Consider the following 26,547-nt stretch of genomic DNA (forward strand, 5'->3'; position numbering starts at 1 on the left):
AACTGTGCTACATAATTCACATTATTTTGGTCGATTAGGCGTTAAAAGGCGATATGTTCAGTCGTATTTGCCCCTTCCTACCTTTTCAGGAGTGTAATAATGTCAGCGCATTTTTATCAGCATATTCGTCAGCAACTGGCTATCGCCCAGCAAGAAGGGCTGTTCAAAAAAGAACGTATTATCACTTCCGCGCAGCAGGCTGAAATCGACGTTGGGCATCATCACGCTGTCATTAATTTCTGTGCAAATAATTACCTTGGGCTGGCTAACCATCCTGCTTTGATTCAGGCCGCGAAAGAGGGAATGGATTCGCACGGTTTTGGGATGGCATCGGTGCGCTTTATCTGTGGCACGCAGGATAAGCACAAACAACTGGAAAGAAAACTGGCTGATTTTCTGGGTATGGAAGACGCCATACTTTACTCCTCCTGCTTCGATGCGAATGGCGGATTATTTGAAACACTGCTGGGGGCTGAGGATGCCATCATTTCTGACGCACTTAATCACGCGTCGATTATTGATGGTGTGCGTCTGTGTAAAGCACAACGCTACCGTTACGCCAATAATGACATGACCGAGTTACGTGCCCGCCTGCAGGAAGCCAAAGATAACGGCGCAGAGACCATCATGATTGCAACCGATGGCGTCTTCTCTATGGATGGCGTAATTGCCAATCTGAAAGGCATTTGCGATTTGGCAGACGAATACTCAGCCCTGGTCATGGTCGATGATTCCCATGCGGTGGGTTTTGTGGGAAAGGCAGGGCGGGGAACGCATGAGTATTGTGATGTCATGGGGCGGGTAGACATCATTACCGGCACCCTGGGTAAGGCGCTGGGGGGGGCCTCCGGTGGCTATACGGCAGCCAAAGCCGAGGTTATAGAATGGCTACGTCAGCGTTCAAGACCTTATCTGTTCTCTAATTCACTGGCACCCGCAATCGTGGCTGCCTCATTGCGCGTTCTGGATCTGTTAAGCGAAGGCGACGGACTGCGTCAGCGCCTCTGGGAAAACGCACGCCTGTTCCGCGAAAAAATGACGGCAGCGGGCTTTACGCTGGCGGGGGCCGATCACGCCATCATTCCGGTCATGCTGGGCGAAGCCAGCGTAGCGCAGGCGTTTGCACATCTGCTTCAGCAGGAGGGGATTTATGTGACCGGATTTTTCTATCCGGTAGTGCCAAAAGGTCAGGCACGTATTCGCACACAAATTTCAGCCGCGCACAGCCAGCAGCAGCTCGATACCGCTGTGGCCGCTTTCACGCGGATTGGTAAGCAACTTGGCGTGATCGCCTGAGGACAGACCATGAAAGCACTTGCGAAACTGAAAAAAGAGCAGGGTATCTGGATGGTTAACGATGCGCCCATTCCGGAGCCTGGCCACAACGATTTGCTGATCAAAATCCGCAAAACCGCGATCTGCGGCACCGATGTACATATTTACAACTGGGACGACTGGTCCCGTAAAACGATCCCCGTGCCCATGATTGTTGGCCATGAATATGTAGGCGAAGTGGTGGCTGTGGGGCAGGAAGTGAAAGGGTTTCAGATTGGCGATCGCGTTTCGGGTGAAGGTCACATTACCTGCGGGCACTGCCGTAACTGCCGGGCAGGGCGGACACATTTATGCCGCAATACGCAAGGTGTAGGTGTCAACCGGCAGGGATGCTTTGCTGAATATCTGGTGATCCCTGCCTTTAATGCCTTCAAAATTCCCGACAATATTTCAGACGAACTGGCGTCGATTTTTGACCCGTTTGGCAACGCAGTTCATACCGCTTTGTCCTTCGATCTGGTGGGAGAAGACGTTCTGATCTCTGGGGCAGGGCCGATTGGAATCATGGCGGCGGCGGTATGTCGTCATGTGGGTGCACGAAATGTCGTCATCACAGACATTAATGATTATCGCCTTGAACTGGCCCGTAAAATGGGCGTGACCTGTGCGGTCAACGTGGCGAAACAGGACTTGCGTGAGGTCATGCATACGCTCGATATGCGAGAGGGCTTTGACGTGGGCTTAGAAATGTCGGGCGCACCGCCTGCTTTTCGGACCCTGCTTGACGTCATGAATCACGGCGGTCGTATTGCCTTACTGGGCATTCCGCCCGGTGAAATGGCCATCGACTGGAATCAGGTGATTTTTAAAGGGCTGTTTATTAAGGGCATTTACGGGCGGGAGATGTTTGAAACCTGGTACAAGATGGCCGCACTGATACAGTCAGGTCTGGATCTCTCCCCGATCATTACACATCGCTACGATATAGATGACTTTCAGCGAGGTTTTGATGATATGCGGTCGGGGCAATCAGGAAAGGTGATTCTGAGCTGGACGTAATGTTGCCCTTTGTTTTTTAACGTTGACGCTCAGCATCGGGTTTAAGGCCGATGCTGAGTATGTCAAAAAAGCGCATTAATACGGCGATACAGCGGGCTCTCAGCGATGCTCTCACCAATCACGCCCAGTGCACGCGTAGCAGGCACAGGTGACAGTGGTTGCTTCACTTTACATTCGCCTGGCGCCTGGAAGCCTTGCGCAGGTTTATTGCGCGGCAGGGTTTTTGCCGGCGAAGCACTGCCGTTACGCAGCGGCTCATTTAATAACTGACCCGGTGTCACCAGCGTAATATCCGCAGGCAAAGTGGGCAGCATTTGTTGCAACACGCGCACAGTGTTCGGGTGCGGGTGACCAATCGCAATCGAATAGCCATCCCGCTCGGCCAGTTTCACTGCCCGACTAAATTGCTGACGGATGGTGTTGATGTCCTGGCTGTCGTCCAGAAAGACCCTGCGCTTTAGCACTCTGACATGCGTGCCCTGGGCGGCGGGTACAGACTGGCTGTTGCCAATCGTCATGCTGTCAAGGAAGTACAGATTGTACTGGTTAAGAGCCTGCATGACTTTTTGCATACCCGGCAGACTGGACGTCATTTTGCTGCCCATATGGTTATTCAGCCCCACCGCATAAGGCACGTTATTTACTGCACTCCGGATGATGCGGTCAATCTCGGCGCTGCTCATCTCGGGCGTTAACGTGTTTTTTTCAAGGGGTTGCTTACTGAGAGGGGCCATGGGCAGATGGATCAGGACTTCGTGTCCGCCCTGATGCGCTTTGATTGCCATTTGACGTGCATAGGGCGCATCGGGGAGGACGGCAACCGATATCGCCTGCGGCATCTGCAACACTTTATTCTCTTCTGTAGGCCGGTAGCCGACATCATCAATAACAATGGCGAGTTTACCGGCCTGGGCTGCGAAGCTGAGCAGCAATCCACTCAGCAGCGCAACCAGGGTCTTTCGCTGACGTAACACTTATTTTCCTAACCACGGAAGTGGATTAACCGCTTTACCCTGACGCCGGATTTCAAAGTAGAGCGAAGGTGTACCACGGCCACCGCTGGTGCCGACCAGGGCAATAGGCTGACCTGCTTTTACCTGAGCGCCGACGCTGACCAGTGCGCTTTGGTTGTAACCATAGAGGCTCATATCCCCTTTGCCATGTTCAATCACGACGACGAGGCCATAACCCTGTAACCAGTCAGCCATTAACACGCGACCATCGGCAATGGCTTTAACTTCTGTGCCCTCAGGCGCGTTAATGACCAGCCCTTTCCAGCGTAATTCGCCCTGAAGCTCCTCACCGAAGCGATGCTCAATCCGTCCTCTTACTGGCCAGATGTCCTGACCATTTGGCCGCCCAAGCCCGCCTGTGCGCGCCATCAGTTCGCGTTCACTCTGGGTTGGCTGATAGCTGGAGCCTTTCGCTTTTGCCTGCACCTGACGCTGGCGGACTTTTTCAGCCTCACGCGCTTCCCGTGCGGCGCGTTCACGTGCTTCTCGCTCGGCACGGGCAATTTTGTCTTGCAGGCGGCTTTCGTTCTGCCGCATCTCGACCAAATCAGCCTGATCTTTCTGCAGCGCACTTTCCAGAGAGGTTAGCGTTTTTTTGCGGGCGGCACTGGCTTGCTGAAGTTTGTCCTGCTGTGCTTGCTGCTGAGTTAACAACGATTTTTGCTGCTGCTGTTTTTGTTCCAGCGATGCGCGCTGTTGAGCCAGTTCCTTGCGGGTAGTTTGCAGGGCGGTGATATTTTCCTGACGTGCCGTGTTCAGGTAACCAAAGTAGGCCAGGATGCGCTCGCTGCGCTGACTTTCTTCGCCACCTAACAGCAGTTGCAGGCCCTTGTGCTGGCCCTGACGAAAAGCGGCATCCAGTTGCTCTGCCAGCAGTTTTTCCTGCTGAGCCTGTTGTTTCTCAAGGTGGGCAACGGAGGCGGTGACCTGCGCGATGTCATTGTTTAAGGCGGACAGACTATTGCGCGTTTCACGCAACTGCCGGCTGGCCTGCGCAATGATTTTTTCCTGACTTTGCAGCTGATTAAGCAACTGGCTGCGCTGGGCTTTTTGCGCCTTAACGCTTTTTTCTTTTTCAGCAATTTCCTGCTGAATGGATTTCAGTTGCGCTTTGTTATCATCAGCGGCCAGCCCGGGTAAGGGCAATGACAACAGGCCCGCATAAAGCAGGCTAAAAGACAGAACGGACAAGCGTGTAAACAGCGGCACGGTAACGCCGTTGTGACGGGTCCATGTTGGCAGAGCAGTTGTCTTTCCCTTCATAGGTCGATGATTATTCCACGATGAACAGTTGCTTACCAGCATTGCCGACCGGCTTTTGCTTCCCTAAATGTGACCATTTTCAACAGTACAAGGCATAAGCGTCACGACATTTTTGCCATTCGGTGAATTTTTTTGGAAAATGACGCACAAATTATCACTCTGCCCGCTTAGCGTCTGTACATGCGAAGTGGCGCAGGTATACTCAGAAGCCTTGTTTTAGCTTATTAGCCCGGTCTGGAGTCGTTACCCCTCATGCAAGAAATTATGCAGTTTGCAAGCAATCACCCCATCCTGAGTCTGGCATGGGTCGTTTTACTTATACTGGTGATTGTGACCACCGTTAAAGGGATGTTCTCTAAAGTAAAAACGATCAGTCGAGGCGAAGCAACCCGACTTATTAACAAAGAGGATGCGGTGGTGGTAGACGTGCGTTCGCGCGACGATTACCGCAAGGGGCATATTTCGGGCGCGGTCAACGTCGCTGCAGCTGATATCAAGAAAGGCAGTTTTGGCGAGCTGGAAAAGCATAAAACACAGCCCATAATTGTGGTATGCGCTACCGGGCAGAGCGCGGCCGATCCTGCTGCACATCTGAGCGCGGCAGGTTTCAATCAAGTGAGCGTGCTCAAAGACGGTATTAGCGGTTGGAGCGGCGAAAATCTGCCGTTAGTTCGCGGTAAATAACCATCCTGAGGTCCCTATGGCAAACGTTGAGATTTATACCAAACCAACCTGTCCGTATTGTCATCGCGCAAAAGCGCTGCTGAATGAGAAAGGCGCGGCGTTCCAGGAGATCCCCATTGATGGGGACATGGCAAAACGTGAAGAGATGATTAAGCGCAGCGGCCGCAAGACAGTGCCTCAGATCTTTATTGATGGCCAGCATATTGGTGGCTGCGACGATTTGATGGCACTTAACGATCGTCAGGGTTTAGATCCGTTACTTCAGGCGTAGTTTTACGCCAGACATTTTAACTTACAGGACTTAGTCACATGTCAGAACATAACACTAACGAAATGCAATTCCAGATTCAGCGCGTTTACACGAAGGATATTTCTTTTGAAGCGCCCAATGCGCCGCAGGTGTTTCAGAAAGAGTGGGAGCCAGACGTTAAGCTGGATCTGGATACTGCCTCTTCGCAGCTGGCTGATGAAGTGTATGAAGTGGTGCTGCGTGTGACCGTTACGGCAACCGTTGGCGAAGATACCGCTTTCCTGTGTGAAGTTCAGCAGGCAGGTATTTTCACCATCGGTGGCATTGAAGGTACCCAGATGGCGCATTGCCTTGGCGCTTACTGCCCAAATATCCTGTTCCCTTATGCCCGCGAATGCATCACCAGCCTGGTTTCACGTGGTACCTTCCCGCAGCTTAACCTTGCGCCAGTGAACTTTGATGCGCTGTTTATGAATTATCTGCAGCAGCAGCAAGGCGAAGAAGCGCAACATCAGGATGCCTGATGACCACTCACGCTTCGATTAGCGTCATCGGTGCCGGTTCATACGGCACCGCTTTGGCGATTACGCTGGCCCGCAATGGCCACCCGGTGCTGCTGTGGGGGCACAATCCTGCCCATATGGCACAACTTCAGTCCGACCGCTGCAACCGTGCTTTCCTGCCAGATGTAACGTTTCCCGATAATCTGACTGTTGAACCTGACCTGAATACCGTTATAGCCGCCAGCCGCGATTTGTTGGTTGTTGTACCGAGTCATGTTTTCGGCGATGTGCTGACGCAGATAAAGCCCGGTTTACGTGATGACTCACGCATCGTCTGGGCAACGAAAGGACTGGAGAAGGAAACGGGTCGTCTGCTGCAGGATGTTGCCCGCGACATTTTGGGCGAAACGATTCCACTGGCCGTCATCTCCGGCCCCACTTTTGCAAAAGAACTGGCAGCGGGTTTACCGACAGCGATTGCGCTGGCGGCTACTGACGCGCAGTTCGCAGAGGATTTACAACAGCGACTGCACTGCGGCAAAAGCTTTCGTGTCTATAACAATCCCGATTTTATTGGGGTTCAACTGGGCGGCGCGGTGAAAAACGTCATTGCTATCGGTGCTGGCATGTCTGATGGCATCGGCTTTGGCGCGAATGCACGCACAGCGTTAATTACGCGCGGGCTGGCCGAGATGAGTCGTCTGGGTGCGGCATTAGGCGCAGATGCCACAACATTTATGGGCATGGCCGGTTTGGGCGATCTGGTGCTGACCTGTACTGATAACCAATCGCGCAATCGCCGTTTTGGCATGATGCTCGGGCAGGGTGAAGATGTCGATAGCGCACAACGCATTATCGGACAAGTTGTAGAAGGCTACAGAAATACCAAAGAAGTCAAAGCGCTGGCTGCACGCACAGGGGTTGAAATGCCTATCACCGAACAGATTTATCAGGTGCTCTATTGCGGAAAACCGGCACGAGATGCAGCATTAAGCCTGCTGGGGCGTTCACGGAAGGACGAAAACAGCACAAACTAAAGCAGGAAGCCAAGCGTCATCACCTGTAGCGCCGGTCAAGGCGCTTTTTTTATCGGGAGAAAACAGCATGTCGTCTGATGAGTTAGAACTGGTCTGGAACAACATTAAGGCAGAAGCACGCGCGCTGGCAGACTGCGAGCCAATGCTGGCCAGCTTTTATCATGCGACATTGCTTAAGCATGAGAATCTGGGCAGCGCCCTGAGCTATATGCTGGCCAATAAGCTGGCGAATCCAATCATGCCTGCTATTGCGATTCGTGAAGTTGTCGAAGAGGCCTACCGAAAAGATCCCTCAATGATTGCTTCCGCTGCCTGCGATATTCAGGCCGTACGCCAGCGCGATCCTGCGGTTGATAAATATTCGACGCCGCTGCTGTATCTGAAAGGTTTTCATGCGCTTCAGGCCCATCGTATCGGGCACTGGCTTTGGAATGAAGGCCGACGCGCCTTAGCCGTTTACCTGCAAAATGAAGTGTCCGTTTCCTTTGCTGTGGACATTCATCCGGCCGCAAAAATTGGACACGGGATCATGCTGGATCACGCTACGGGTATTGTGATCGGTGAAACGGCCGTCGTGGAAAACGATGTCTCCATCCTGCAGTCGGTGACGCTCGGCGGGACCGGTAAAACCAGCGGCGACCGTCATCCGAAAATTCGCGAAGGCGTCATGATTGGCGCAGGTGCAAAAATTCTGGGCAATATTGAAGTTGGTCGCGGTGCCAAGATTGGTGCTGGCTCTGTTGTGCTGCAACCCATTCCGCCTCACACCACCGCCGCTGGCGTGCCTGCGCGCATCGTTGGCAAGCCCGGCAGTGAAAAGCCGTCCATGGATATGGACCAGCATTTCAGCGGCAATGGCGCAGGCTTTCAGTTTGGTGACGGAATTTAGGACTTAATCAACGCGCCAGCGTAGTCGAGTTGGCGCCAGGCTTCGTATACCACCACGGATACCGCATTTGATAAATTCATACTGCGGCTTTCCGCCCGCATGGGAATCCGTATTTTTTGCTCTGCAGGCAGCGTCTGTAGCACCTCTGCGGGCAAGCCCCGACTCTCTGGACCAAACAGCAGATAATCTCCCTGCTGCCAGGCGACGGCACTGTGCGCGGGCGTCCCCTTCGTTGTCAACGCAAACAGCCGCGCAGGTTGCTCGGTCATCATGAACGCCTGAAAATCAGCATGGAACTTAATGGCGGTGAACTCGTGGTAATCCAGTCCCGCGCGACGAAGGCGCTTGTCGTCCCAGGCAAAACCCAGCGGTTCGATAAGGTGAAGCTGGAAGCCGGTATTGGCGCACAGGCGAATAATATTACCTGTATTGGGTGGAATTTCTGGTTCAAAGAGTACGATGTTAAGCATAAGGCCCCCGGTAACGAGGGCCGAAGCATAGCAAATTATTGTCTGCCAGAGGAGTAAAGTGGCAGCCAGATTGTCAGACGCAGACCACCCAGTGGGCTGTCATCTGCTTTTACCCAGCCACGATGCTGCTGAATGGCCGTTTCCACAATGGCCAGCCCCAGGCCGGTGCCGCCGGACTCTCGGTCGCGCGCCTCGTCAGTGCGGTAAAACGGTCGGAATATCTGCTCACGATCTTCCGGGCTCACGCCGGGACCATCGTCGTCAACGTGAACGGTAATGCCTGAAATATCAACGGAAAAACTGACGCTGATATGGGTATGAGAGTAGCGCAACGCATTCCGCACGATATTCTCCAGCGCACTTTCAAGCGCATGGGGGTTACCATACAAAGGCCATGGCCCCGGAGGATAAGGGATCTCCAGTGTCTTACCCATTTGTTCCGCTTCAAATCGGGCGTCTTCCAGCACGCCGTTCCACAGCTGATTTGCCTTCATGGCCTCGCTGACCAGCGCGTTCTTATGCTGGGTCCTCGACAGCACCAGTAGGTCATTAATCATGCCATCGAGGCGTTGTGCTTCCGTCTCTATACGTTCCAGCTCTTTGCCTTCACCATGACGGCGGCGCAGCAGGGCGGTCGCCAGCTGTAATCGCGTTAGCGGCGTGCGTAATTCGTGGCTGATATCAGACAGTAAGCGCTGCTGACCGTTCATCATCCGTTCCAGCGCACTGACCATCTGGTTAAAGCTGGAACCTGCCGCCAGAAATTCCTGTGGGCCTGATTCCAGTTCAGGATGCTGGCGCAGATTACCGCTGGCAACTTCGTCCGCGGCATATTTAAGTTTCCGTGCAGGACGCGCCAGGCTCCATGCCAGCCACAACAGAAGCGGTGAGCTAATCAGCATGGTAACAATGAGCAGCAGCAAAGGGCGATCAAACAACAGATTAATAAAATCCAGCTGAGAGCTGCTGGCGGGGCGGATCAGATACAGCTGATAGTTATCCTCTCCATCCCGGACGGCGAAAGGACCTACCATCTCTACCCGGCCATATTTCTTCTTCTGTGGGTGATCGGCGTTATCTGACTGACCGATGAAGTTACGAATGACCTGCATTTCATTATGCTGTGCGCCGATGACCCGGCCTTCGCTGGTGACCAGGAGTAAACGTTGGCCGGGTGGAGCCCACTTCTCAATAGCGCGAAATAAGCGCCGCCACCACATCAAATCATTAGGCGGATCGCGTGACAGCTCGGCTTCAACGTGCTGCTCGATCATCGTGCCCTGGCGCTGCTCGCTTTCCAGCAGCGCCGTCATCTGGCGTGAATCAAGCTTAGGTACCATGAGCACCAGCATCAATACCAGTGCCAGCGTCAGCCAGAAAATAGCAAAGATGCGGGTAGTCAAACTGCCTATCATGATGCCGAAACCATCAAATAACCGCGGCCACGTAAGGTCTTGAACCACGGATGCCCATCGCGACGTTCAGGGAGTTTACGGCGCAGGTTCGAGATGTGCATATCGATGGCACGGTCAAAAGGCGTCAGGCGTTTGCCCAGCACCTCCTGGCTAAGATGCTCGCGCGAGACAACCTGACCTAAATGCTGAGCCAAAAGGTACAACAGGGTGAATTCTGTGCCGGTGAGATCCAGCGTTTCGTTATCGAAACTGGCTTCCTGACGGCCCGGGTTCAGGCGCAGGCAGTCCACTTCCAGCGTAGGTGAGCTGTTATCGTGCTGCTGCTGTTGTTCGCTCCAGTTCGAACGGCGCAGGATAGCGCGTATGCGCGCAACCAGCTCCCGATCGTTAAAGGGCTTAGGCAGATAGTCATCGGCGCCCAGCTCAAGGCCCAGCACACGATCAAGCTCGCTTCCGCGGGCGGTAAGCATAATCACAGGTGTTTGATACTGCTGGCGTAATTCTTTCAGAGTGTCGATACCGTTTTTCTTGGGCATCATGACATCCAGTAAAAGCAAATCAATTGAGTTATCGAGCAGATTCAGTGCTTGCTCACCATCGCTGGCAACCACCACTTCAAACCCTTCCATTTCTAATAGTTCTTTTAAAAGCGAAGTCAATTCGCGGTCATCATCTACCAACAGGATTTTATTCATTTTTGTAGCCCTCCGCAGGCAAAATAGCGTGTTCCTATGATACCAATCCATCGCTTTACGTACTTTTACACCCCCTGACGGATGTTTGCAGCTATCGCCGTACACTGGCTACCGTTGAATCGCAAAACAGAACGAACTGGAGTAAACGATGCGCAAATTAACCGCCGTCGTTCTTGCCTCAGCGATGGTTCTCAGTCACGCCAGCGCAGGAGCAGCAGAGTCGATGGTGCTTGACGAGGTGCATCACGGCGGATTTACGACAGGCAGTATGACGCAAAATTCGCAAAGTCACATGTTCGACGGCATTGAGTTGACGGAACATCAACGACAACAAATGCGTGACCTTATGCAGCAAGCCCGACATGACCGTCCGGCAACGAATATTGATGATATCGCAGCCATGCACGATTTGGTGACGGCAGATAAATTTAACGAAGCGGCCATACGTGATAAGGCAGAGGCCCTCGCCAAAGTTCAGGTTGAACAGCAAGTTGAGATGGCGAGAGTGCGTAATCAGATGTACCACCTGTTAACGCCTGAGCAGCAGGCCGCGTTACAGAAGAATTATGAGCAGCGCCTGAATGCCATGCGTAAGCTCTCAAGTTTGCAGCCAGCTTCGACGCTGCAACCCGTAAGTCGTACCAGTAGTAACCAGTAGTAAATAGTATCCCTGTTTTCCTTGCCATAGACACATCCCTGTCTTCCCCCTCATGATGAGGGGGTTTTTTTTATCTCTTTTTCGCCATTATTTACTGTAGTTTTACAGTGCGCGAAAAAATGATCTGGACGATTGAATGGCAACGTTTTTTTATTTTTCTTACGCACGCTTTCCTGTCTGTTATTATTGTCTTGCCGATCTGTTTTACAGGTCGTGAGTTATTTCCAATCGATTGATAAATATAAAGATTACATTAATTTATTTATGCATTTTCCTTGCTTTTCAAGGGGCTGTAAATATCCCGCTCCGCTTGCACCTTATCCGGCCTCGCCTACACTTATATTGTCTCAGCAAGGAAGCCGATGCACTTCTGAAATTAACGGAGAGCAGCAACCACATCATGTAGTCCGAATTAATCTATTAATGGAGTAAATTATGGCAGAGCATCGTGGTGGTTCAGGTAATTTCGCAGACAACCCGCAAAAAGCCTCTGAAGCCGGTAAAAAAGGCGGAAAGAGCAGCGGCAACGGCGGCGGCGGTAATTTCAAAAATAACCCCGAAAAAGCCTCCGAAGCGGGCAAGAAAGGCGGCAAAAAATAATTTTGCTGAGCACTGAACCAAATCTGCACGTTGATTTGGCGCTTACTTAGGTAAGCAATCCTTCGCCCCATCGTTACCCGATGGGGCGAAGTCGTATTATCTCTTCCCATCTTATCCCTCATCACTCTGTCCGAACGGTATCAGTCGGGCGCATCGCCTGCGTCAGTGTTAAACTTAGCCCTTCTCTGCTGTTATTTTATCTCTTCAGTCATGATGTTCATGGAGTGTGGCATGCAGGCTTCGTATGGAAAGTGGGTTAAATCTGCGGCGATTGCGGCGACGCTGCTGGCGACAACCTTGTTAATTATCAAGATTTTTGCCTGGTGGTATACCGGATCGGTTAGCCTGCTGGCTGCCATGGTTGATTCGCTGGTGGACATTGCCGCTTCCCTGACAAACCTGCTGGTGGTGCGCTATTCCCTTCAGCCCGCTGACGCCGATCACACCTTTGGCCACGGTAAAGCGGAATCGCTGGCCGCCCTGGCGCAAAGCATGTTCATTTCAGGTTCGGCACTTTTCCTCTTTCTGACGGGTATTCAGCATCTCGCTTCCCCGAATGAACTGCGATCGCCCGGTATGGGCATTATCGTGACGGTGCTGGCTCTCATTTCGACATTACTGCTGGTGGCTTTCCAGCGCTGGGTCGTACGAAAAACACGCAGTCAGGCGATTCGCGCCGATATGCTGCATTATCAATCCGATGTTTTCATGAACGGGGCAATTTTGGTCGCGCTGGTGTTAACCAGCTACGGATTCGCTCGCGCCGATGCACTGTTTGCGCTGGGCATTGGCGTGTATATTCTCGTCAGCGCACTTCGGATGGGCTATGAAGCCGTTCAGTCCCTGTTGGACAGAGCCTTACCCGATGAAGAACGACAACATATTATTGCGATTTCATCAAACTGGCCCGGTGTGCAAGGCGTTCATGATGTGCGGACGCGTCAGTCTGGCCCGACGAAATTTATTCAGCTTCACGTAGAGCTGGAAGATCAATTACCGTTAGTGCAGGCACACCGAATCGCCGATCAGGTTGAAAAAGCATTACGCGAAGCCTTTCCCGGGTCGGACGTCATTATTCATCAGGATCCCTGTTCTGTGGTACCGTCAGAGAAACAAGATGCATTCAATTTCTGACGCACAGGAAAGACGTTAGAAAGATGAAAATGACATGCAGCTAACATTGCTAAAAAAATTAGTGAAAAGTTGTCTGACCTGAATCAATTCAGCATCAGGCCTTTGATATACTATCTGCCATCATATGTCGCGCTTACCACATCAGTGTTCATCAGCGTTGCACAGGCCGGATTAACCCTTAGTTTTGAACAATCCAGAGGTTGTCATGATCAAAAAAATTGGTGTACTGACCAGCGGCGGTGACGCCCCAGGCATGAACGCAGCCATTCGCGGTGTAGTTCGCTCCGCATTAAGCGAAGGGCTGGAAGTTTTTGGTATCTATGACGGCTATCAGGGTTTATATGAAGATCGCATGATCAACCTCGACCGCTACAGTGTGTCAGATATGATCAATCGCGGCGGCACGTTCCTGGGTTCTGCACGTTTTCCTGAGTTTCGTAATGATGATGTCCGCCAGGTAGCAATCGAGAACCTGAAAAAGCGGGGCATTGATGCCTTAGTGGTGATCGGTGGCGACGGTTCGTATATGGGGGCCAAGCGGCTCACCGAAATGGGCTTTCCGTGTATCGGTCTGCCAGGCACGATTGACAACGACGTGGCCGGGACAGATTACACCATCGGCTACTTTACGGCGCTGGAAACGGTCGTCGAAGCCATTGACCGCCTGCGTGATACGTCGTCATCGCATCAGCGCATCTCGATTGTTGAAGTCATGGGCCGTTACTGTGGCGACCTGACGCTGGCTGCGGCTATTGCCGGGGGATGTGAATTTATCGTGTTACCTGAGATTCCTTACACTCGTGAGGAACTGGTGGCAGAGATTAAAGCCGGTATTGCGAAAGGTAAAAAGCACGCGATCGTAGCTATTACGGAGCACATCTGTGATATCGACGACCTGGCGCGTTTCATCGAAACAGAAACCAAACGCGAAACGCGCGCCACGGTACTTGGTCACATTCAGCGCGGCGGCGCGCCCTGCGCTTATGACCGCATTCTTGCGTCGCGCATGGGTGCCTATTCGATTGAGTTGCTGATGCAGGGCTACGGTGGCCGGTGTGTAGGTATCCAGAATGACAAGATGGTCCATCACGATATCATTGATGCCATTGAAAATATGAAACGTCCATTTAAGCGTGACTGGATGGATACGGCTAAGCAGCTGTACTAAGTATTACCGGGCATGCTTAACGGCATGCCCTTATGCCTTCCTCATATTCCCCAAAGTTATAACCGCTTATTTTTAATTCTTTTAGCTATAATCACGTTTATGTCACGCTTGTCTCATCATGAATGGGGAGAGTGCGCAATGAATAAATGGGCCGTGGGTTTAGGGTTGTTACTGGCATCTGGCAGTGTTCTGGCGAAGGATATTCAGCTGCTAAACGTTTCTTATGATCCTACCCGGGAACTCTACGAGCAGTACAACAAGGCCTTTAGCGCGCACTACAAACAGGAAACGGGCGACAACGTGCTCATCCGCCAGTCGCACGGCGGTTCAGGTAAACAGGCGACTTCTGTCATCAACGGTATTCGTGCTGATGTGGTGACGCTGGCGCTGCAGTCGGACGTTGATGCAATTGCTGATCGCGGTCGTATTGATAAAGACTGGATTAAACGTCTGCCCGACAACTCCGCGCCTTATACCTCCACGATTGTCTTTTTGGTGCGTAAAGGCAATCCTAAAGGCATCCATGACTGGAGCGATCTTATCAAGCCCGGCGTTTCGGTGATTACCCCAAATCCTAAAACGTCAGGCGGCGCTCGCTGGAATTACCTGGCTGCCTGGGGCTGGGCACTGGATCATAACAACGGCGATCAGGCAAAAGCACAGCGTTACGTGAAAGATCTGTTTAAGCATGTTGAAGTGCAGGATTCCGGTGCGCGCGGCGCAACCAATACCTTTGTAGAGCGCGGTATTGGTGATGTCCTGATCGCCTGGGAAAACGAAGCCTACCTGGCGGTCAATAAACTGGGTAAAGACAAATTTGAAATTGTGACGCCAAGTGAATCGATTCTCGCGGAGCCAACTGTGTCCGTCGTGGATAAGGTGGTCGATGAGAAGGGAACGCGTCAGGTGGCGGAAGCCTATCTGAAATATCTCTACTCGACGGAAGGGCAGACGATTGCGGCTGAAAACTATTATCGTCCGCGCAATGAAGAGGTCGCGAAGAAGTTCGCCAGTACGTTTGCGCCGGTAAAACTGTTTACCATCGACGATAAGTTTGGCGGCTGGGCGAAGGCGCAAAAAACGCACTTCGCTGATGGCGGCACCTATGATCAGATCATGAAGCCGTAATCCTTACCGGTTATTCTTGAAGCCAGCGGAAACGCTGGTTTTTTTATGCGTGACATTTACGCGCTGTCAGGTGAGGATGCGAATGAAAACAGTCAGGGGAAGATAACAATGCAGGCAAATCGTCGGGCCTTCATCATCATTGCGCTTCTGCTGGTATTGATTGGCGCAGGGATCCTGGTTGCGGCTACGCATGTTAAAACGAATGCGGATGCGCTTTGGCAAATCGTCAGTGAAAAGTGTCTGCCCGATCAGCTCACGCATGGTCAACCCGCGCCGTGTCAGCACGTTGATCTGCAGCACCGCTACGCGCTGTTGAAAGACCGAAACGGCCCCCTTCAGTATCTGCTCATCCCCATTGATAAAATCACCGGAATCGAAAGCCCACAGTTGCTCCGTTCAGACACGCCGAATTATTTTGACCTGGCCTGGCAGGACAGAGGCGTCGTGGCGCAAAAATATGGCAAGCCTATCAACGACAGTGTGCTGTCACTGGCCATCAATTCCCAGTACGGCCGTACCCAGAATCAGCTTCATATTCATCTTTCATGCCTTCGGCCTGATGTGAGAAAGCAACTGGATGCGCTGACACCCACGTTCACACCGGAATGGAAAGCCGTCACCTTTCTCAGTCATCCTTATCACGTGCGTACGCTGAGTGAAGCCGAGCTGGCAGAGCAAAGCGTATTTATCCGTCTGGCCGCTGAGATACCGCATGCACGCGATGAGATGGGCCGCTACGGCCTCGCGTTAGCGCGCTTGTCTGATGGGCGGTTGATACTGATGGCAGTGGAGCGCAACTGGCTGTTGTTAAATAAAGGTTCCGCTGAGGAAGTGCAGGATCACGACTGCGCGTTACTGCAACCCATAAAAAAAGCGGCCTGATTTGGCCGCTCAGAATGGACTAAGCGCCAGGTCAGCCTTGTTTGGCTGCCGCGGCTGCTTTAACGATGACCGCAAATGCATCGGCTTTCAGTGACGCACCGCCAACCAGGGCACCGTCAATGTCCGGCTGCGTAAACAGCTCGGCTGCATTTTTATCGTTGACTGAACCACCGTACTGAATAATCACTTGCTCAGCGACAGCAGCATCTTTTTTCGCGATATGGTCACGAATGAATTTGTGAACGGCCTGCGCCTGCGCTGGGGTGGCTGATTTACCCGTGCCAATCGCCCAGACGGGTTCGTAAGCGATAACCGCATCTTTAAATGCTTCGGCACCCTGAGTGGTCAGTACAGCATCAAGCTGACGTGCACACACTTCTTCGGTTTTGCCTGCTTCATTTTCGGCTTCGGTTTCGCCGATGCACAGAACCGGCACCAGACCCGCTGCTTTTAAGACGGCAAATTTTTTCGCAATGAATTCATCGCTTTCTTTATGGTAAGTGCGGCGTTCTGAGTGACCAATGATGATGTACTTCGCGCCAATATCTTTCAGCATCTCAGCGGAAATCTCGCCGGTAAATGCGCCAGACAGGTTTACATCAACGTTTTGAGCACCCAGTGCAATATGGCTACCGGAGACAGCATGTTTAGCCTGATCAAGATAGAGCGCAGGGGGGGCAATAGCAACGCCACAGCCTTCCACGCCCGACAGTTCTTTGCGCAGACCGTCGATCAGTTCGGCTGTCATATGCTTGCTGCCATTCAACTTCCAGTTACCCATAACCAGTGGATGTCGCATTCTATCCTCCGCATAACGCGATACATGAAATGGCGCTGCCCTGGGGCAACGTTGTCTGCCAGACAGTATAGAGATCAAATAATGCCATGGCTTTGCTTTTCGTCATTTTTGCCCCGTCCATCAGGGCGTAGCCAGCGCCAGTTTTACCGGCTCAATGGCAAAGGTGAGTCCTTTATCCCCGTTATCTGAAACCACGAAACGCAGTGCGCCTTCAACGTGCTCATAGTATCGTGAGCCTTTACCGGCTTTAAGCAGCGTTTCCAGCTTTTTTCGCCCTTCTTCCTGCGTGAGTCCCGGCACAAAAAAACGTAACATGGCGGTCATATAATCAAGCGCCTTAGCCTGCGAGGCACTCTGGTCAGGCCCCGGAATCGGCAGCCACGTGATCTGCAATGTTTTGATTTTGCCCGTGCCCGGCTCAAGCGCCGTAGAAGAATAAAGGGTTTCATTAATTTTGGTGGCGGCGCGTGTCAGATCGCTCTTTTCATCGCGCGTATCAATGGCACTGTATTCCCTGAGCGGCAATTGGGGATTGGCCAGGTTGTATTTTTCACGAAACTGGCCAATGGTCATGTCCAGCGTGGGTGCGCCCGGTAACAGATAGGGTGCGGTTGGCATGTGTTCAGCCTTGTCGAGGGGTTGCGGATCGGCGGCAAATACCGGAACCGTCAGCGCGACGCTCAGCAACAGTACGCCTGGCAAATTCTTCATTTTGTCGGCTCTGACCAATAAACTCGATGCCAAATTAGAACGGTTTTTATCTTCAAGGTCAAAAGTGTGCAGCGTAAAATTTTGTCTAAGGAAAGTGCATGATAATCCAGCAATGGTTTTTCTCTTTTCGCGGGCGCGTAGGGCGTCGGGATTTTTGGCTCTGGCAGGCAATCTGGGTACTGCTAACCAGCCTGCTGTTTTTCCTGGCAGGTAACGATCTGCTGGACACTCAGATGGCTGCGTTTGGCATCGTCTGCTTATTGTGGCCTGCCAGCGCGATTGTGGTTAAACGCCTGCACGATCGCGATCGCCGGGGCTACTGGGCTCTGCTGCTGATTGCCGCCTGGCTACTGATGGCAGGCAACTGGAGCATGACGGGAGAAGTGTTACAGTGGCTCATCGGGCGCGTACTGCCCTTTATTATCCTGGCCGGATTGATTCTGGATCTGGGGGTGTTTCGTGGCACCGTCGGCGACAACCGCTTTGGTGCCGCGCCGGTGCCCTTGCGTCTGAAACGCGCGCCTTACCAGTAGTTTTCGCTGGTGATATGGCCGGGTTTGCGCTTAAGGTGCTTGCGCATACCGCGCGTCTCTTTCAGTAACTGCTGCGTATCACGTACCATCTGTGGATTACCACAAACCATGACATGGCTGGTCTCTGCGTCAATGGCTAACCCTGCTGCCTGCTCCAGCTTGCCATTCTCAATCAGGGCCGGAATGCGTCCCGTCAGCGACCCCAGACTTTCCTCACGGCTGACAACCGTGATGATCTGCAACTTACCGTTATAGATTTGCTGGAGTTGCTGCATCAGCGGTAAAAAGCTCAGGTCGGCGGCATAACGGGCGGCATGGACCAGGACGATATTATCGAAGCGATCCAGGCCTTCGCCCTGTTGCAGGATCGACAAGTAAGGGCCCACGGCGGTACCGGTCGCCAGCATCCATAATGTTTGACACTCAGGGACTTCATCCAGAATAAAAAAGCCCGCCGCATCTTTGGTGATCATCACCTGATCACCGGGGCGCAGCGCCTGCAGATGCGGGCTTAATTTGCCGTCGGGTACGGTGACTAAGTAGAACTCAAGCAGGTCGTCATTGGGTGCATTGACGTAAGAGTAAGCTCGCTGCACACGTTCGCCCTCAATTTCGAGTGCCAGTTTTGCGTACTGTCCGGCATGGAAGGGGGCAATCGGTGCCTTAACCCGCAGGCTAAACAGCGCATCGGTCCAGTTTTTCACTTCCTTCACTTGCGCATTGATCCACTCGGCCATAGTGACTCCTTAAGCGTTGATAGTCAGGCGGATAAACATCTTCGCTACTGCTCTGACAGATTACCAGTCGGTAACGGGGCAAAGGCTCTAATCGACAAACTGTAATATTAAGTTTACATCCTGGTTGCATTTATTGACGTGAATGGCGCACCCACTTTGTGTGAATCACTCGCTTTGTCACGTAATCCTGATATTTTCCTGCCACAACCTGTTTCAGCCGTTAGTTGTGCTGTTTAAACGTTCCTTTTCATACAGAATTTTTGTTCAATGATGATGAAGAAGATAGAAAATCGCCCGTTGTTGATCATGCTCATCGCATTGGTCGCAGTAGGGCAGATGGCTCAGACCATTTATGTGCCGGCAATGGCGGCAATGGCGGACGCACTGCAGGTGCGTAACGGCATGATGCAACATGTCATGGCGGCCTATTTAATGACCTATGGTGGATCGCAGCTGATCTATGGCCCGTTGTCTGACAGCGTAGGACGCCGTCCGGTGATCCTGGCGGGCATGGCGATCTTTATGATCGGATCAATGATCGCCTTACTGGCTTCATCACTGGATATGCTGGTCATTGGCAGTGCGATTCAGGGCGCGGGCACTGGCGTGGCCGGGGTGATAGCGCGGACCATGCCGCGCGACCTCTATAATGGCCATGCGTTACGTCAGGCGAACAGCTGGCTCAACATGGGCGTGCTTGCCAGCCCGTTAGTCGCGCCAGTGATTGGCGCAGCGTTGACACAACTGTTTGGCTGGCATGCCTGTTTCGCTTTTTTACTGCTGTTATGCATGATCGTGACGGTGACTATGGCGTGCTGGTTGCCGGAAACACGCCCGGTCAGCGCCGAAGTAACGCCGTTCCTTAAACGTTACATTCGTCTGTTACGCGATGCGAATTTTGTCCGCTATCTGGTACTGCTGATTGGTGCGCTGTCAGGCATTGCCGTCTTTGAGGCCAGCTGTGGTGTGCTGCTGGGCGGCGTACTGGGTCTGAACAGTTTTACCGTCAGTATCTTGTTCATTCTGCCCATCCCGGCCGCCTTCTTTGGGGCATGGTTTGCCGGGCGTGAGCAGCGTTCCTGGCACAGCCTGATGTGGTTTGGCGTCAACAGTTGCCTGCTGGCAGCAGTGCTGATGTGGGTGCCTGCCTGGTTTGGCATCATGACTATCTGGACGTTATTGATACCGGCATCGCTGTTCTTCTTTGGCGCGGGGATGCTGTTTCCCCTGGCGACATCGGGTGCCATGGAACCCTATGCCTGGCTGGCAGGAAGCGCGGGTGCATTGATTGGTGGTATGCAGAACCTGGGGTCCGGGCTGGTCGCTTCTTTGTCGGCGTTGATGCCACAGCGCGATCAGTTCAGTCTTGGCATGCTGATGTTCGTCACGGCGCTGGTGATGCTGCTCTGCTGGCTACCGCTTTCGCGCCAGCCAGCAGGTGACAATCAGGCGGTTACAGGATAAAAGGGTGCAGAGCTGGATCTTTACGGTCGAGATAATGTACAGACTGAATGCGGCGAATCGTGCGCGATTTGCCGCGTATTAACAGCGTTTCGCTGGTGGCCATATTGCCCTGACGAGTAATACCTTTCAGCAGGTCGCCGCTGGTGATGCCGGTGGCCGCAAAAACGGCATTATCATTGCGCGCCATCGTCTGAAGTGGCAGGACCTTTCCGGCTTCGATTCCCATACCAGCACACCGTTTCAGTTCATATTCGCCAATGCGGCGGTTTTCCTCCGTGTCACCTTTCACATGGTGACGTGCCAGTAATCTGCCTTGCATATCACCATCCAGCGCACGGATAACGGCGGCTGAAACCACGCCTTCAGGTGCGCCGCCAATCCCGTACATCACGTCAATTTCACTGTCCGGCATACAGGTCAGTATGGATGCCGCAACGTCGCCATCGGGAAAGGCAAAAATGCGTACGCCCAGCGCTTTAAGCTGCTGAATGACAGCGTCATGGCGCGGCTTGGCCAGGATCGATACGGTGAGCTGTGACAACGGTTTATTCATAGCGATCGCGATATTACGCAGGTTAAGCTCAAGCGGTTGGTTCAGATTTATATGGCCGCGCGCCGCCGGACCCACGATCAGCTTCTCCATATACATGTCAGGCGCATGAAGAAAGGTGCCTTTATCGCCTACGGCCATGACGGCAAGCGCATTGGCTTGTCCCATCGCCGTCATGCGTGTGCCTTCAATGGGATCGACCGCAATATCTACTGCGTCACCCTGACCGGTTCCCACTTTCTCGCCGATATAAAGCATCGGGGCTTCGTCGATTTCCCCTTCGCCAATCACAATCTGGCCGTCGATCTGGATGGTATTTAAGACGTGACGCATGGCATGGACCGCCGCACCGTCGGCCGCGTTTTTGTCGCCGCGTCCTAACCATTTATAGCCTGCCAGCGCGGCAGCTTCGGTTACGCGGGAAAATTCAATGGCAAGTTCTCGTTTCATTGTAGGCACCTGACAAAAAACAGGCAGGCAGTGTAGCGGAGGGAGAAGGCGGGGAAAAGGCCCGTGACAGCCGAAGTCACGGGCATAGGGCAGATTACTCTTTTTCTTCCCACGCTTGCGCGCGCGCAACGGCTTTTTTCCAGCCGGCGTAGCGGAAGTTACGCTCTGTGGTTTCAAGAGTTGGACGGAATTCGCGCTCAACGACAGCTTTAGCACGGACTTCATCCAGGTCTTTCCAGAAGCCAACGGCCAGACCTGCCAGATAGGCGGCACCCAGCGCTGTGACTTCGCGCACTTCTGGACGCTCAACGCGCGTACCCAGAATGTCAGACTGGAACTGCATCAGGAAGTTATTGGCAACGGCACCACCGTCGACACGGAGTGACTGAAGACGTGTGTTAGCATCGTTTTGCATGGCTTCAAGGACGTCACGCGTCTGGTAAGCGATGGACTCCAGTGTTGCACGGATGATGTGGTTTGCATTCGCACCACGTGTCAGGCCGAACAGCGCACCACGCGCATAGGGATCCCAGTAAGGTGCGCCCAGACCGGTAAAGGCTGGCACCATATATACGCCGTTGGAATCTTTCACTTTCATCGCGAAATATTCAGAGTCAGCTGCATCGCTAATCAACTTCATCTCATCGCGTAACCACTGAATGGCTGCACCACCGATAAAGACGGCACCTTCCAGCGCGTAGTTCACTTCTCCACGCGGGCCACAGGCAATAGTCGTCAGCAGACCGTGCGTTGAGGTCACCGCTTCGGTACCGGTGTTCATCAGCATAAAGCAGCCAGTGCCGTAGGTGTTTTTCGCCATTCCCGGCTGCACGCACATTTGACCATAAAGCGCAGCCTGCTGGTCACCTGCAATACCGGCGATAGGAATACGCGTACCGCCTTTACCACCGATGTTGGTCTGTCCGTATACTTCAGACGAAGATTTCACTTCTGGTAACATTTCACGCGGGATATCAAGGACATCCAACAGGCGTTGATCCCATTCAAGTGTGTGGATGTTGAACAACATGGTACGTGAGGCATTCGTGTAATCGGAGATATGCACACGTCCCTGAGTCATTTTCCAGACCAGCCAGGTATCCACAGTACCGAACAGCAATTCGCCACGTTTTGCACGCTCACGCGCACCTTCAACGTTATCAAGAATCCATTTTACTTTGGTGCCGGAGAAGTAGGGGTTAATCACCAGACCCGTGGTGTGCTGAATGTATTCTTCCAGCCCTTCACTCTTCAGCTTGTGACAGTAGTCAGCGGTACGGGGATCCTGCCAGACAATGGCATTATAAACTGGCTTGCCCGTTTCTTTATCCCAGACGATGGTCGTTTCACGCTGGTTCGTAATGCCGATAGCGGCGATTTCATCAGAACGAATATCAGCATGGGCCAGCACTTCTACGAGCGTTGAACTCTGGGACGCCCAAATATCCATAGGGTCATGTTCTACCCAGCCTGCTTTGGGATAGATTTGAGTAAATTCGCGTTGCGATACCGCCACAATGTTAGCGTCATGATCCAGCACAACAGCGCGTGAACTGGTTGTGCCCTGATCCAGAGCGACGATGTATTTTTTATCGGTGGTAGTCATAAATTCATTCCTGATGATAAAAGTGGAACTTACGCTTTACGTTCATGCGCGGACGCAATCGGTTTGTCAGTGGTGGGTGAGGCAATCACCGCGCCGGGTAAATGGCGACCAATCAGGGCGCGATAACCAAAGGCACCCAGGCAAGCACCGACCAGTGGACCAAAAATTGGCACAAGGAAATAAGGGATCTGATGGCCGCCAGTAAAGGCAACGGAGCCCCAGCCAGCCAGCCATTCGAAAACTTTAGGTCCGAAATCACGAGCCGGGTTCAGTGCAAAGCCGGTCAGTGGACCCATTGAACCGCCAATCACTGCTACCAGCAGGCCAATCAACAGGGGTGCCATTGGACCACGTGGAACGCCGTTGCCGTCATCCGTCAACGCCATAATCACAGACATCAATACCGCGGTGATGACCATTTCTACCAGGAACGCCTGGCCCACGGAAATCTGTGGATTGGGATAGGTAGAGAAAATGCCGGCCAGACTCAGGCTTTCAACTGAACCGCGCACCATGTTATGACTTTGTTCGAAATTGATAAACAAGCTGTAGTAAAGACCATATACCAGCGCTGCGCCACAGAATGCGCCTGCGACCTGAGACAGGATATAAGGCACGACTTTGCGGCCTTCAAAATTAGCGAAAAGACAGAGTGCAATCGTAACGGCTGGATTGAGGTGGGCGCCTGATACGCCAGCACTGAGGTAGACCGCCATTGAAACGGCTAAGCCCCAGATGATACAGATTTCCCATTGGCCAAAAGAGGCACCAGCCAGCTTAAGCGCGGCAACACAACCCGCGCCGAAAAACAGGATCAAACCGGTACCCAGAAATTCGGCAATACACTGACCTTTGAGTGTGGTTGTAGTCTGACTCATGATAGTTGTTCCTGAAGCGAGGTTAAATTTTATCAGTTTTTGTTCTCAGTCCGTGAGTCACCCATCTTCGTTGTAGGGCTGATGTTAATTTATCGTTAACGAGCATAAACGAGAAATAGCGAAATCAATTTTTGTGTGGCGCGTCAAAAAAATGCGCGTTTTCGCGTGTTTTAGTTTTCTTTAAGCGCCATTAAGTGCCTTTCTGCGGGCTTTCTTCAGGCTCTGACAGTAATGTGCGCCGCAAAAAGTGGTTTTTAGGGATAGGCTGAAAAGTGGTACTGACGGTGGACTGCAGGCCTGCGTTGCTGGACTTGCGGGATGAGGCTACATACAATCGGGACAACGTTGCTGGTAAACGCCTTGTGTGCGAAAGCTGGCATCATCAACGCCTTGCAGGATTTTAGGAGAGGTCAGAAAGATGTCATTTGAAGTGTTTGAGAAACTGGAAGCGAAAGTACAGCAGGCGATTGATACTATCACCTTGCTGCAAATGGAAATTGAAGAGCTGAAAGAGCAGAACAACAACCTGCGCAATGAGGCGCAGAACGCAGCCGGCAACCACGAAGCTCTGATGCGTGAAAATCAGCATTTGAAAGAGGAGCAGCATGTCTGGCAAGAACGCCTGCGTGCCTTGTTGGGAAAAATGGAAGAGGTTTAAGCCTCTGCTGATACGAAAACGGGTGCCATTGGCACCCGTTTTCGTTTGCAGATATTATTCAATATCAAGCGGGTCTTCCGACAAAATCATCCCGGTGTTGTCCGCATAAAGGTGATCGCCTGAGAAAAAAGTGACGCCACCAAAATTCACGCGCACATCGCTTTCACCAATCCCTTCGCCCGCTGCGCCCACCGGAATGGCTGCAATGGCCTGGATACCAATTTCCAGCTCTTCCAGTTCGTCAACCTGACGAACTGAGCCGTAAACGACGATGCCTTCCCACTCATTCTGTGCTGCCAGACGCGCAAGTTGTGCATCCACTAACGCACGCCGCACTGAGCCTCCACCATCAATTAACAGTACGCGACCCCGGCCATTTTCTTCCAACAGATCGTAAAGCAGGCCGTTATCTTCAAAGCATTTCACTGTGGTTATCTGACCGCCGAATGAGGTCCGCCCACCGAAATTTGAGAAAAGCGGTTCAACAACATTCACTTCTTCGTGGTAGATGTCGCAGAGTTCAGAAGTATCGTATTTCATAAGGGTTTCGTCTGTTTGCCACAGGAGCGCTAAGTATATCGCTTTATGCTAATTGTTGGCAAAATCATCAACCGTAAAAAAACGGTCCTGCATCAATCGCATGCAGAAAAAAGCCCAGACGTAATGTCTGGGCTTTGATACAACGCATGGACGCGGAGAGTTACAGAATAAAGCGGCTTAAATCTTCATCTGCAACCAGTTCATCCAGATGCTTGCCGACGTAATCAGCATCGATGGTTACGGACTCACCGCTGCGATCGCTGGCATCGTAAGAAATATCTTCCATCAGGCGCTCCAGTACGGTATGGAGACGACGCGCACCGATGTTCTCGGTCGTTTCGTTGACCTGCCAGGCCGCTTCCGCGATGCGTCGAATACCATCGTCGGTGAAGTGAATGTTCACGCCTTCGGTATTCATCAGCGCTTTGTACTGTACGGTGACGGAGGCATTCGGTTCAGTCAGAATGCGTTCGAAATCATTGACCGTCAGCGCCTGCAGTTCAACGCGAATCGGTAAACGGCCCTGCAGCTCAGGAATCAAATCAGACGGGCTGGCCACCTGGAATGCGCCCGAGGCGATAAACAGGATATGGTCAGTTTTAACCATGCCATGTTTTGTCGACACGGTACAGCCCTCTACCAGTGGCAGCAGGTCGCGCTGGACACCTTCGCGCGAAACATCGGGGCCACCGGCGTTTTGGCCGCCGCGTTTACAGATCTTATCGATCTCATCGATGAAGACGATGCCGTGCTGTTCAACCGCGTCGATAGCATCCTGTTTCAGTTCTTCCGGGTTAACCAGCTTGGCCGCTTCCTCTTCAATCAGCAGCTTCATCGCTTCTTTGATTTTGAGTTTGCGTGGCTTTTGCTTTTGACCACCCAGATTCTGGAACATGGACTGTAGCTGGCTGGTCATCTCTTCCATGCCCGGCGGTGCCATGATTTCTACACCCGGCCCTGTTACGGCTAAGTCGATCTCAATTTCTTTATCATCAAGCTGGCCTTCACGCAGCTTCTTACGGAAAGACTGACGCGCAGATGAGGGCTCACTGGTGTGTTCAGCCTGTCCCCAGTTATTTTTTGCCGGCGGGATGAGGACATCCAGGATGCGCTCTTCCGCCATTTCTTCTGCGCGGTATTTGTTCTTCTCAATGGCCTGGCTACGCACCATTTTAATCGCGGAGTCCGTCAGGTCGCGAATGATGGAGTCGACTTCTTTACCGACATAACCCACTTCGGTGAACTTGGTAGCTTCCACCTTGATGAAGGGGGCATTAGCCAGTTTTGCCAGTCGGCGAGCAATTTCCGTTTTACCCACACCGGTCGGGCCGATCATGAGAATGTTTTTCGGTGTCACTTCGTGACGCAACTCTTCATCAAGCTGCATACGGCGCCAGCGATTACGCAGCGCGATGGCCACGGCGCGCTTGGCGCTGTCCTGACCAATGATAAAGCGGTTCAGTTCGCTGACGATTTCGCGTGGAGTCATTTCAGACAT

At 52.5% G+C, this 26,547-nt stretch carries 29 protein-coding genes; 16 read left to right on the top strand and 13 right to left on the bottom strand.

What is annotated here, in order from left to right:
- Nucleotides 1-99 precede the first annotated feature (99 nt).
- Nucleotides 100-1,296 (top strand): glycine C-acetyltransferase, encoded by a 1,197-nt coding sequence (locus tag C1N58_RS18115; protein WP_394564392.1) that lies wholly within the window; start codon nt 100-102, stop codon nt 1,294-1,296.
- Nucleotides 1,297-1,305: 9 nt separating this feature from the next.
- Nucleotides 1,306-2,334 carry an L-threonine 3-dehydrogenase gene (tdh, locus tag C1N58_RS18120; RefSeq protein WP_054686814.1) on the top strand — a complete coding sequence of 343 codons (1,029 nt, stop codon included), beginning with the start codon at nt 1,306-1,308 and terminating at the stop codon, nt 2,332-2,334.
- Between the two features lie 62 nt (nt 2,335-2,396).
- On the opposite strand, the gene C1N58_RS18125 is transcribed toward tdh, so the two are convergent.
- The gene (locus C1N58_RS18125; protein ID WP_394564393.1) at nt 2,397-3,308 is read right to left on the bottom strand and encodes a divergent polysaccharide deacetylase family protein; all 912 of its coding nucleotides are present in this window, start codon (nt 3,306-3,308) and stop codon (nt 2,397-2,399) included.
- A complete protein-coding gene (gene envC / locus C1N58_RS18130; protein ID WP_039342507.1) occupies nt 3,309-4,610 on the bottom strand; it encodes a murein hydrolase activator EnvC in 1,302 nt (433 codons plus the stop codon).
- Between the two features lie 252 nt (nt 4,611-4,862).
- Between envC and C1N58_RS18135 the strand changes: the two genes are divergently transcribed.
- The 5 genes from C1N58_RS18135 (at nt 4,863) to cysE (ending at nt 7,973) form a co-directional block, all read left to right on the top strand.
- The gene (locus tag C1N58_RS18135) at nt 4,863-5,294 is read left to right on the top strand and encodes a rhodanese-like domain-containing protein (RefSeq protein WP_006121275.1); all 432 of its coding nucleotides are present in this window, start codon (nt 4,863-4,865) and stop codon (nt 5,292-5,294) included.
- 16 nt (nt 5,295-5,310) lie between these two features.
- Nucleotides 5,311-5,565, top strand: coding sequence for a glutaredoxin 3 (gene grxC, locus C1N58_RS18140; RefSeq protein ID WP_394564394.1), 255 nt, complete (start codon nt 5,311-5,313; stop codon nt 5,563-5,565).
- 38 nt (nt 5,566-5,603) lie between these two features.
- A complete protein-coding gene (gene secB, locus C1N58_RS18145) occupies nt 5,604-6,068 on the top strand; it encodes a protein-export chaperone SecB (protein ID WP_006121277.1) in 465 nt (154 codons plus the stop codon).
- Nucleotides 6,068-7,084, top strand: a complete 1,017-nt coding sequence (gpsA, locus tag C1N58_RS18150; RefSeq protein ID WP_199227875.1) for an NAD(P)H-dependent glycerol-3-phosphate dehydrogenase — start codon at nt 6,068-6,070, stop codon at nt 7,082-7,084. Before secB ends, gpsA begins: the two co-directional genes overlap by 1 nt.
- A 67-nt stretch (nt 7,085-7,151) precedes the next feature.
- Nucleotides 7,152-7,973 carry a serine O-acetyltransferase gene (gene cysE, locus C1N58_RS18155; protein WP_006121280.1) on the top strand — a complete coding sequence of 274 codons (822 nt, stop codon included), beginning with the start codon at nt 7,152-7,154 and terminating at the stop codon, nt 7,971-7,973.
- Here the strand turns inward: cysE and trmL are convergent.
- Genes trmL through cpxR form a run of 3 tightly spaced genes read right to left on the bottom strand, consistent with a single transcriptional unit; the run spans nt 7,970 to nt 10,553 of the window.
- Entirely contained in the window at nt 7,970-8,443 is a 474-nt protein-coding gene (gene trmL, locus C1N58_RS18160; protein WP_054632878.1) for a tRNA (uridine(34)/cytosine(34)/5-carboxymethylaminomethyluridine(34)-2'-O)-methyltransferase TrmL, read from the bottom strand. The two genes, cysE and trmL, sit on opposite strands and share 4 nt — an antisense overlap.
- Before the next feature lie 35 nt (nt 8,444-8,478).
- Complete coding sequence (gene cpxA, locus C1N58_RS18165; RefSeq protein WP_006121282.1) at nt 8,479-9,858, bottom strand: envelope stress sensor histidine kinase CpxA; 1,380 nt, start codon at nt 9,856-9,858, stop codon at nt 8,479-8,481.
- Nucleotides 9,855-10,553 (bottom strand): envelope stress response regulator transcription factor CpxR, encoded by a 699-nt coding sequence (gene cpxR, locus C1N58_RS18170; RefSeq protein WP_006121283.1) that lies wholly within the window; start codon nt 10,551-10,553, stop codon nt 9,855-9,857. Before cpxR ends, cpxA begins: the two co-directional genes overlap by 4 nt.
- A gap of 148 nt (nt 10,554-10,701) precedes the next feature.
- On the opposite strand from cpxR, the gene cpxP reads away from it, so the two are divergent.
- The 6 genes from cpxP to C1N58_RS18200 all read left to right on the top strand — a co-directional run bounded on the left by cpxP (nt 10,702) and on the right by C1N58_RS18200 (nt 16,123).
- Nucleotides 10,702-11,211, top strand: coding sequence for a cell-envelope stress modulator CpxP (cpxP, locus tag C1N58_RS18175; RefSeq protein ID WP_054632879.1), 510 nt, complete (start codon nt 10,702-10,704; stop codon nt 11,209-11,211).
- A 435-nt stretch (nt 11,212-11,646) separates the two neighbouring features.
- Nucleotides 11,647-11,811 (top strand): KGG domain-containing protein, encoded by a 165-nt coding sequence (locus C1N58_RS18180; protein ID WP_028723167.1) that lies wholly within the window; start codon nt 11,647-11,649, stop codon nt 11,809-11,811.
- Nucleotides 11,812-12,042: 231 nt separating this feature from the next.
- Entirely contained in the window at nt 12,043-12,945 is a 903-nt protein-coding gene (gene fieF, locus C1N58_RS18185) for a CDF family cation-efflux transporter FieF (protein ID WP_006121287.1), read from the top strand.
- Between the two features lie 205 nt (nt 12,946-13,150).
- Nucleotides 13,151-14,113, top strand: coding sequence for a 6-phosphofructokinase (gene pfkA, locus C1N58_RS18190; protein ID WP_006121288.1), 963 nt, complete (start codon nt 13,151-13,153; stop codon nt 14,111-14,113).
- A gap of 138 nt (nt 14,114-14,251) precedes the next feature.
- Nucleotides 14,252-15,241 carry a sulfate ABC transporter substrate-binding protein gene (locus C1N58_RS18195; RefSeq protein WP_394550182.1) on the top strand — a complete coding sequence of 330 codons (990 nt, stop codon included), beginning with the start codon at nt 14,252-14,254 and terminating at the stop codon, nt 15,239-15,241.
- A gap of 108 nt (nt 15,242-15,349) precedes the next feature.
- Complete coding sequence (locus tag C1N58_RS18200; RefSeq protein ID WP_164483240.1) at nt 15,350-16,123, top strand: CDP-diacylglycerol diphosphatase; 774 nt, start codon at nt 15,350-15,352, stop codon at nt 16,121-16,123.
- Nucleotides 16,124-16,154: 31 nt separating this feature from the next.
- Here the strand turns inward: C1N58_RS18200 and tpiA are convergent, their stop codons facing one another.
- Together tpiA and C1N58_RS18210 are read right to left on the bottom strand one after the other, a co-directional pair.
- Nucleotides 16,155-16,922 (bottom strand): triose-phosphate isomerase, encoded by a 768-nt coding sequence (gene tpiA / locus C1N58_RS18205; RefSeq protein ID WP_033738096.1) that lies wholly within the window; start codon nt 16,920-16,922, stop codon nt 16,155-16,157.
- 120 nt (nt 16,923-17,042) lie between these two features.
- Nucleotides 17,043-17,633: a DUF1454 family protein gene (locus C1N58_RS18210; protein WP_006121292.1), complete on the bottom strand. Its 591-nt coding sequence runs from the start codon at nt 17,631-17,633 to the stop codon at nt 17,043-17,045.
- A gap of 98 nt (nt 17,634-17,731) precedes the next feature.
- On the opposite strand from C1N58_RS18210, the gene C1N58_RS18215 reads away from it, so the two are divergent.
- Complete coding sequence (locus C1N58_RS18215) at nt 17,732-18,166, top strand: DUF805 domain-containing protein (protein ID WP_006121293.1); 435 nt, start codon at nt 17,732-17,734, stop codon at nt 18,164-18,166.
- Here the strand turns inward: C1N58_RS18215 and fpr are convergent.
- Complete coding sequence (gene fpr, locus C1N58_RS18220; RefSeq protein ID WP_033738099.1) at nt 18,157-18,903, bottom strand: ferredoxin--NADP(+) reductase; 747 nt, start codon at nt 18,901-18,903, stop codon at nt 18,157-18,159. The two genes, C1N58_RS18215 and fpr, sit on opposite strands and share 10 nt — an antisense overlap.
- Before the next feature lie 270 nt (nt 18,904-19,173).
- On the opposite strand from fpr, the gene emrD reads away from it, so the two are divergent.
- Entirely contained in the window at nt 19,174-20,367 is a 1,194-nt protein-coding gene (gene emrD / locus C1N58_RS18225; RefSeq protein WP_394564900.1) for a multidrug efflux MFS transporter EmrD, read from the top strand.
- Here emrD and glpX read toward each other — a convergent pair.
- The 3 genes from glpX to C1N58_RS18240 form a co-directional block, all read right to left on the bottom strand.
- Nucleotides 20,357-21,367, bottom strand: a complete 1,011-nt coding sequence (glpX, locus tag C1N58_RS18230; protein ID WP_394550183.1) for a class II fructose-bisphosphatase — start codon at nt 21,365-21,367, stop codon at nt 20,357-20,359. The two genes, emrD and glpX, sit on opposite strands and share 11 nt — an antisense overlap.
- Nucleotides 21,368-21,461: 94 nt before the next feature.
- A complete protein-coding gene (glpK, locus tag C1N58_RS18235) occupies nt 21,462-22,973 on the bottom strand; it encodes a glycerol kinase GlpK (RefSeq protein WP_039342527.1) in 1,512 nt (503 codons plus the stop codon).
- Nucleotides 22,974-23,002: 29 nt separating this feature from the next.
- Nucleotides 23,003-23,851 (bottom strand): MIP/aquaporin family protein, encoded by an 849-nt coding sequence (locus tag C1N58_RS18240; protein WP_394550184.1) that lies wholly within the window; start codon nt 23,849-23,851, stop codon nt 23,003-23,005.
- 418 nt (nt 23,852-24,269) lie between these two features.
- On the opposite strand from C1N58_RS18240, the gene zapB reads away from it, so the two are divergent.
- Nucleotides 24,270-24,509, top strand: a complete 240-nt coding sequence (zapB, locus tag C1N58_RS18245; RefSeq protein WP_006121300.1) for a cell division protein ZapB — start codon at nt 24,270-24,272, stop codon at nt 24,507-24,509.
- Nucleotides 24,510-24,563: 54 nt separating this feature from the next.
- Here the strand turns inward: zapB and rraA are convergent, their stop codons facing one another.
- Both rraA and hslU read right to left on the bottom strand, forming a co-directional pair.
- Nucleotides 24,564-25,049: a ribonuclease E activity regulator RraA gene (rraA, locus tag C1N58_RS18250; RefSeq protein WP_006121301.1), complete on the bottom strand. Its 486-nt coding sequence runs from the start codon at nt 25,047-25,049 to the stop codon at nt 24,564-24,566.
- A gap of 160 nt (nt 25,050-25,209) precedes the next feature.
- Entirely contained in the window at nt 25,210-26,547 is a 1,338-nt protein-coding gene (hslU, locus tag C1N58_RS18255) for an HslU--HslV peptidase ATPase subunit (protein ID WP_006121302.1), read from the bottom strand.

It is taken from the genome of Pantoea sp. SGAir0180 (assembly GCF_043546245.1).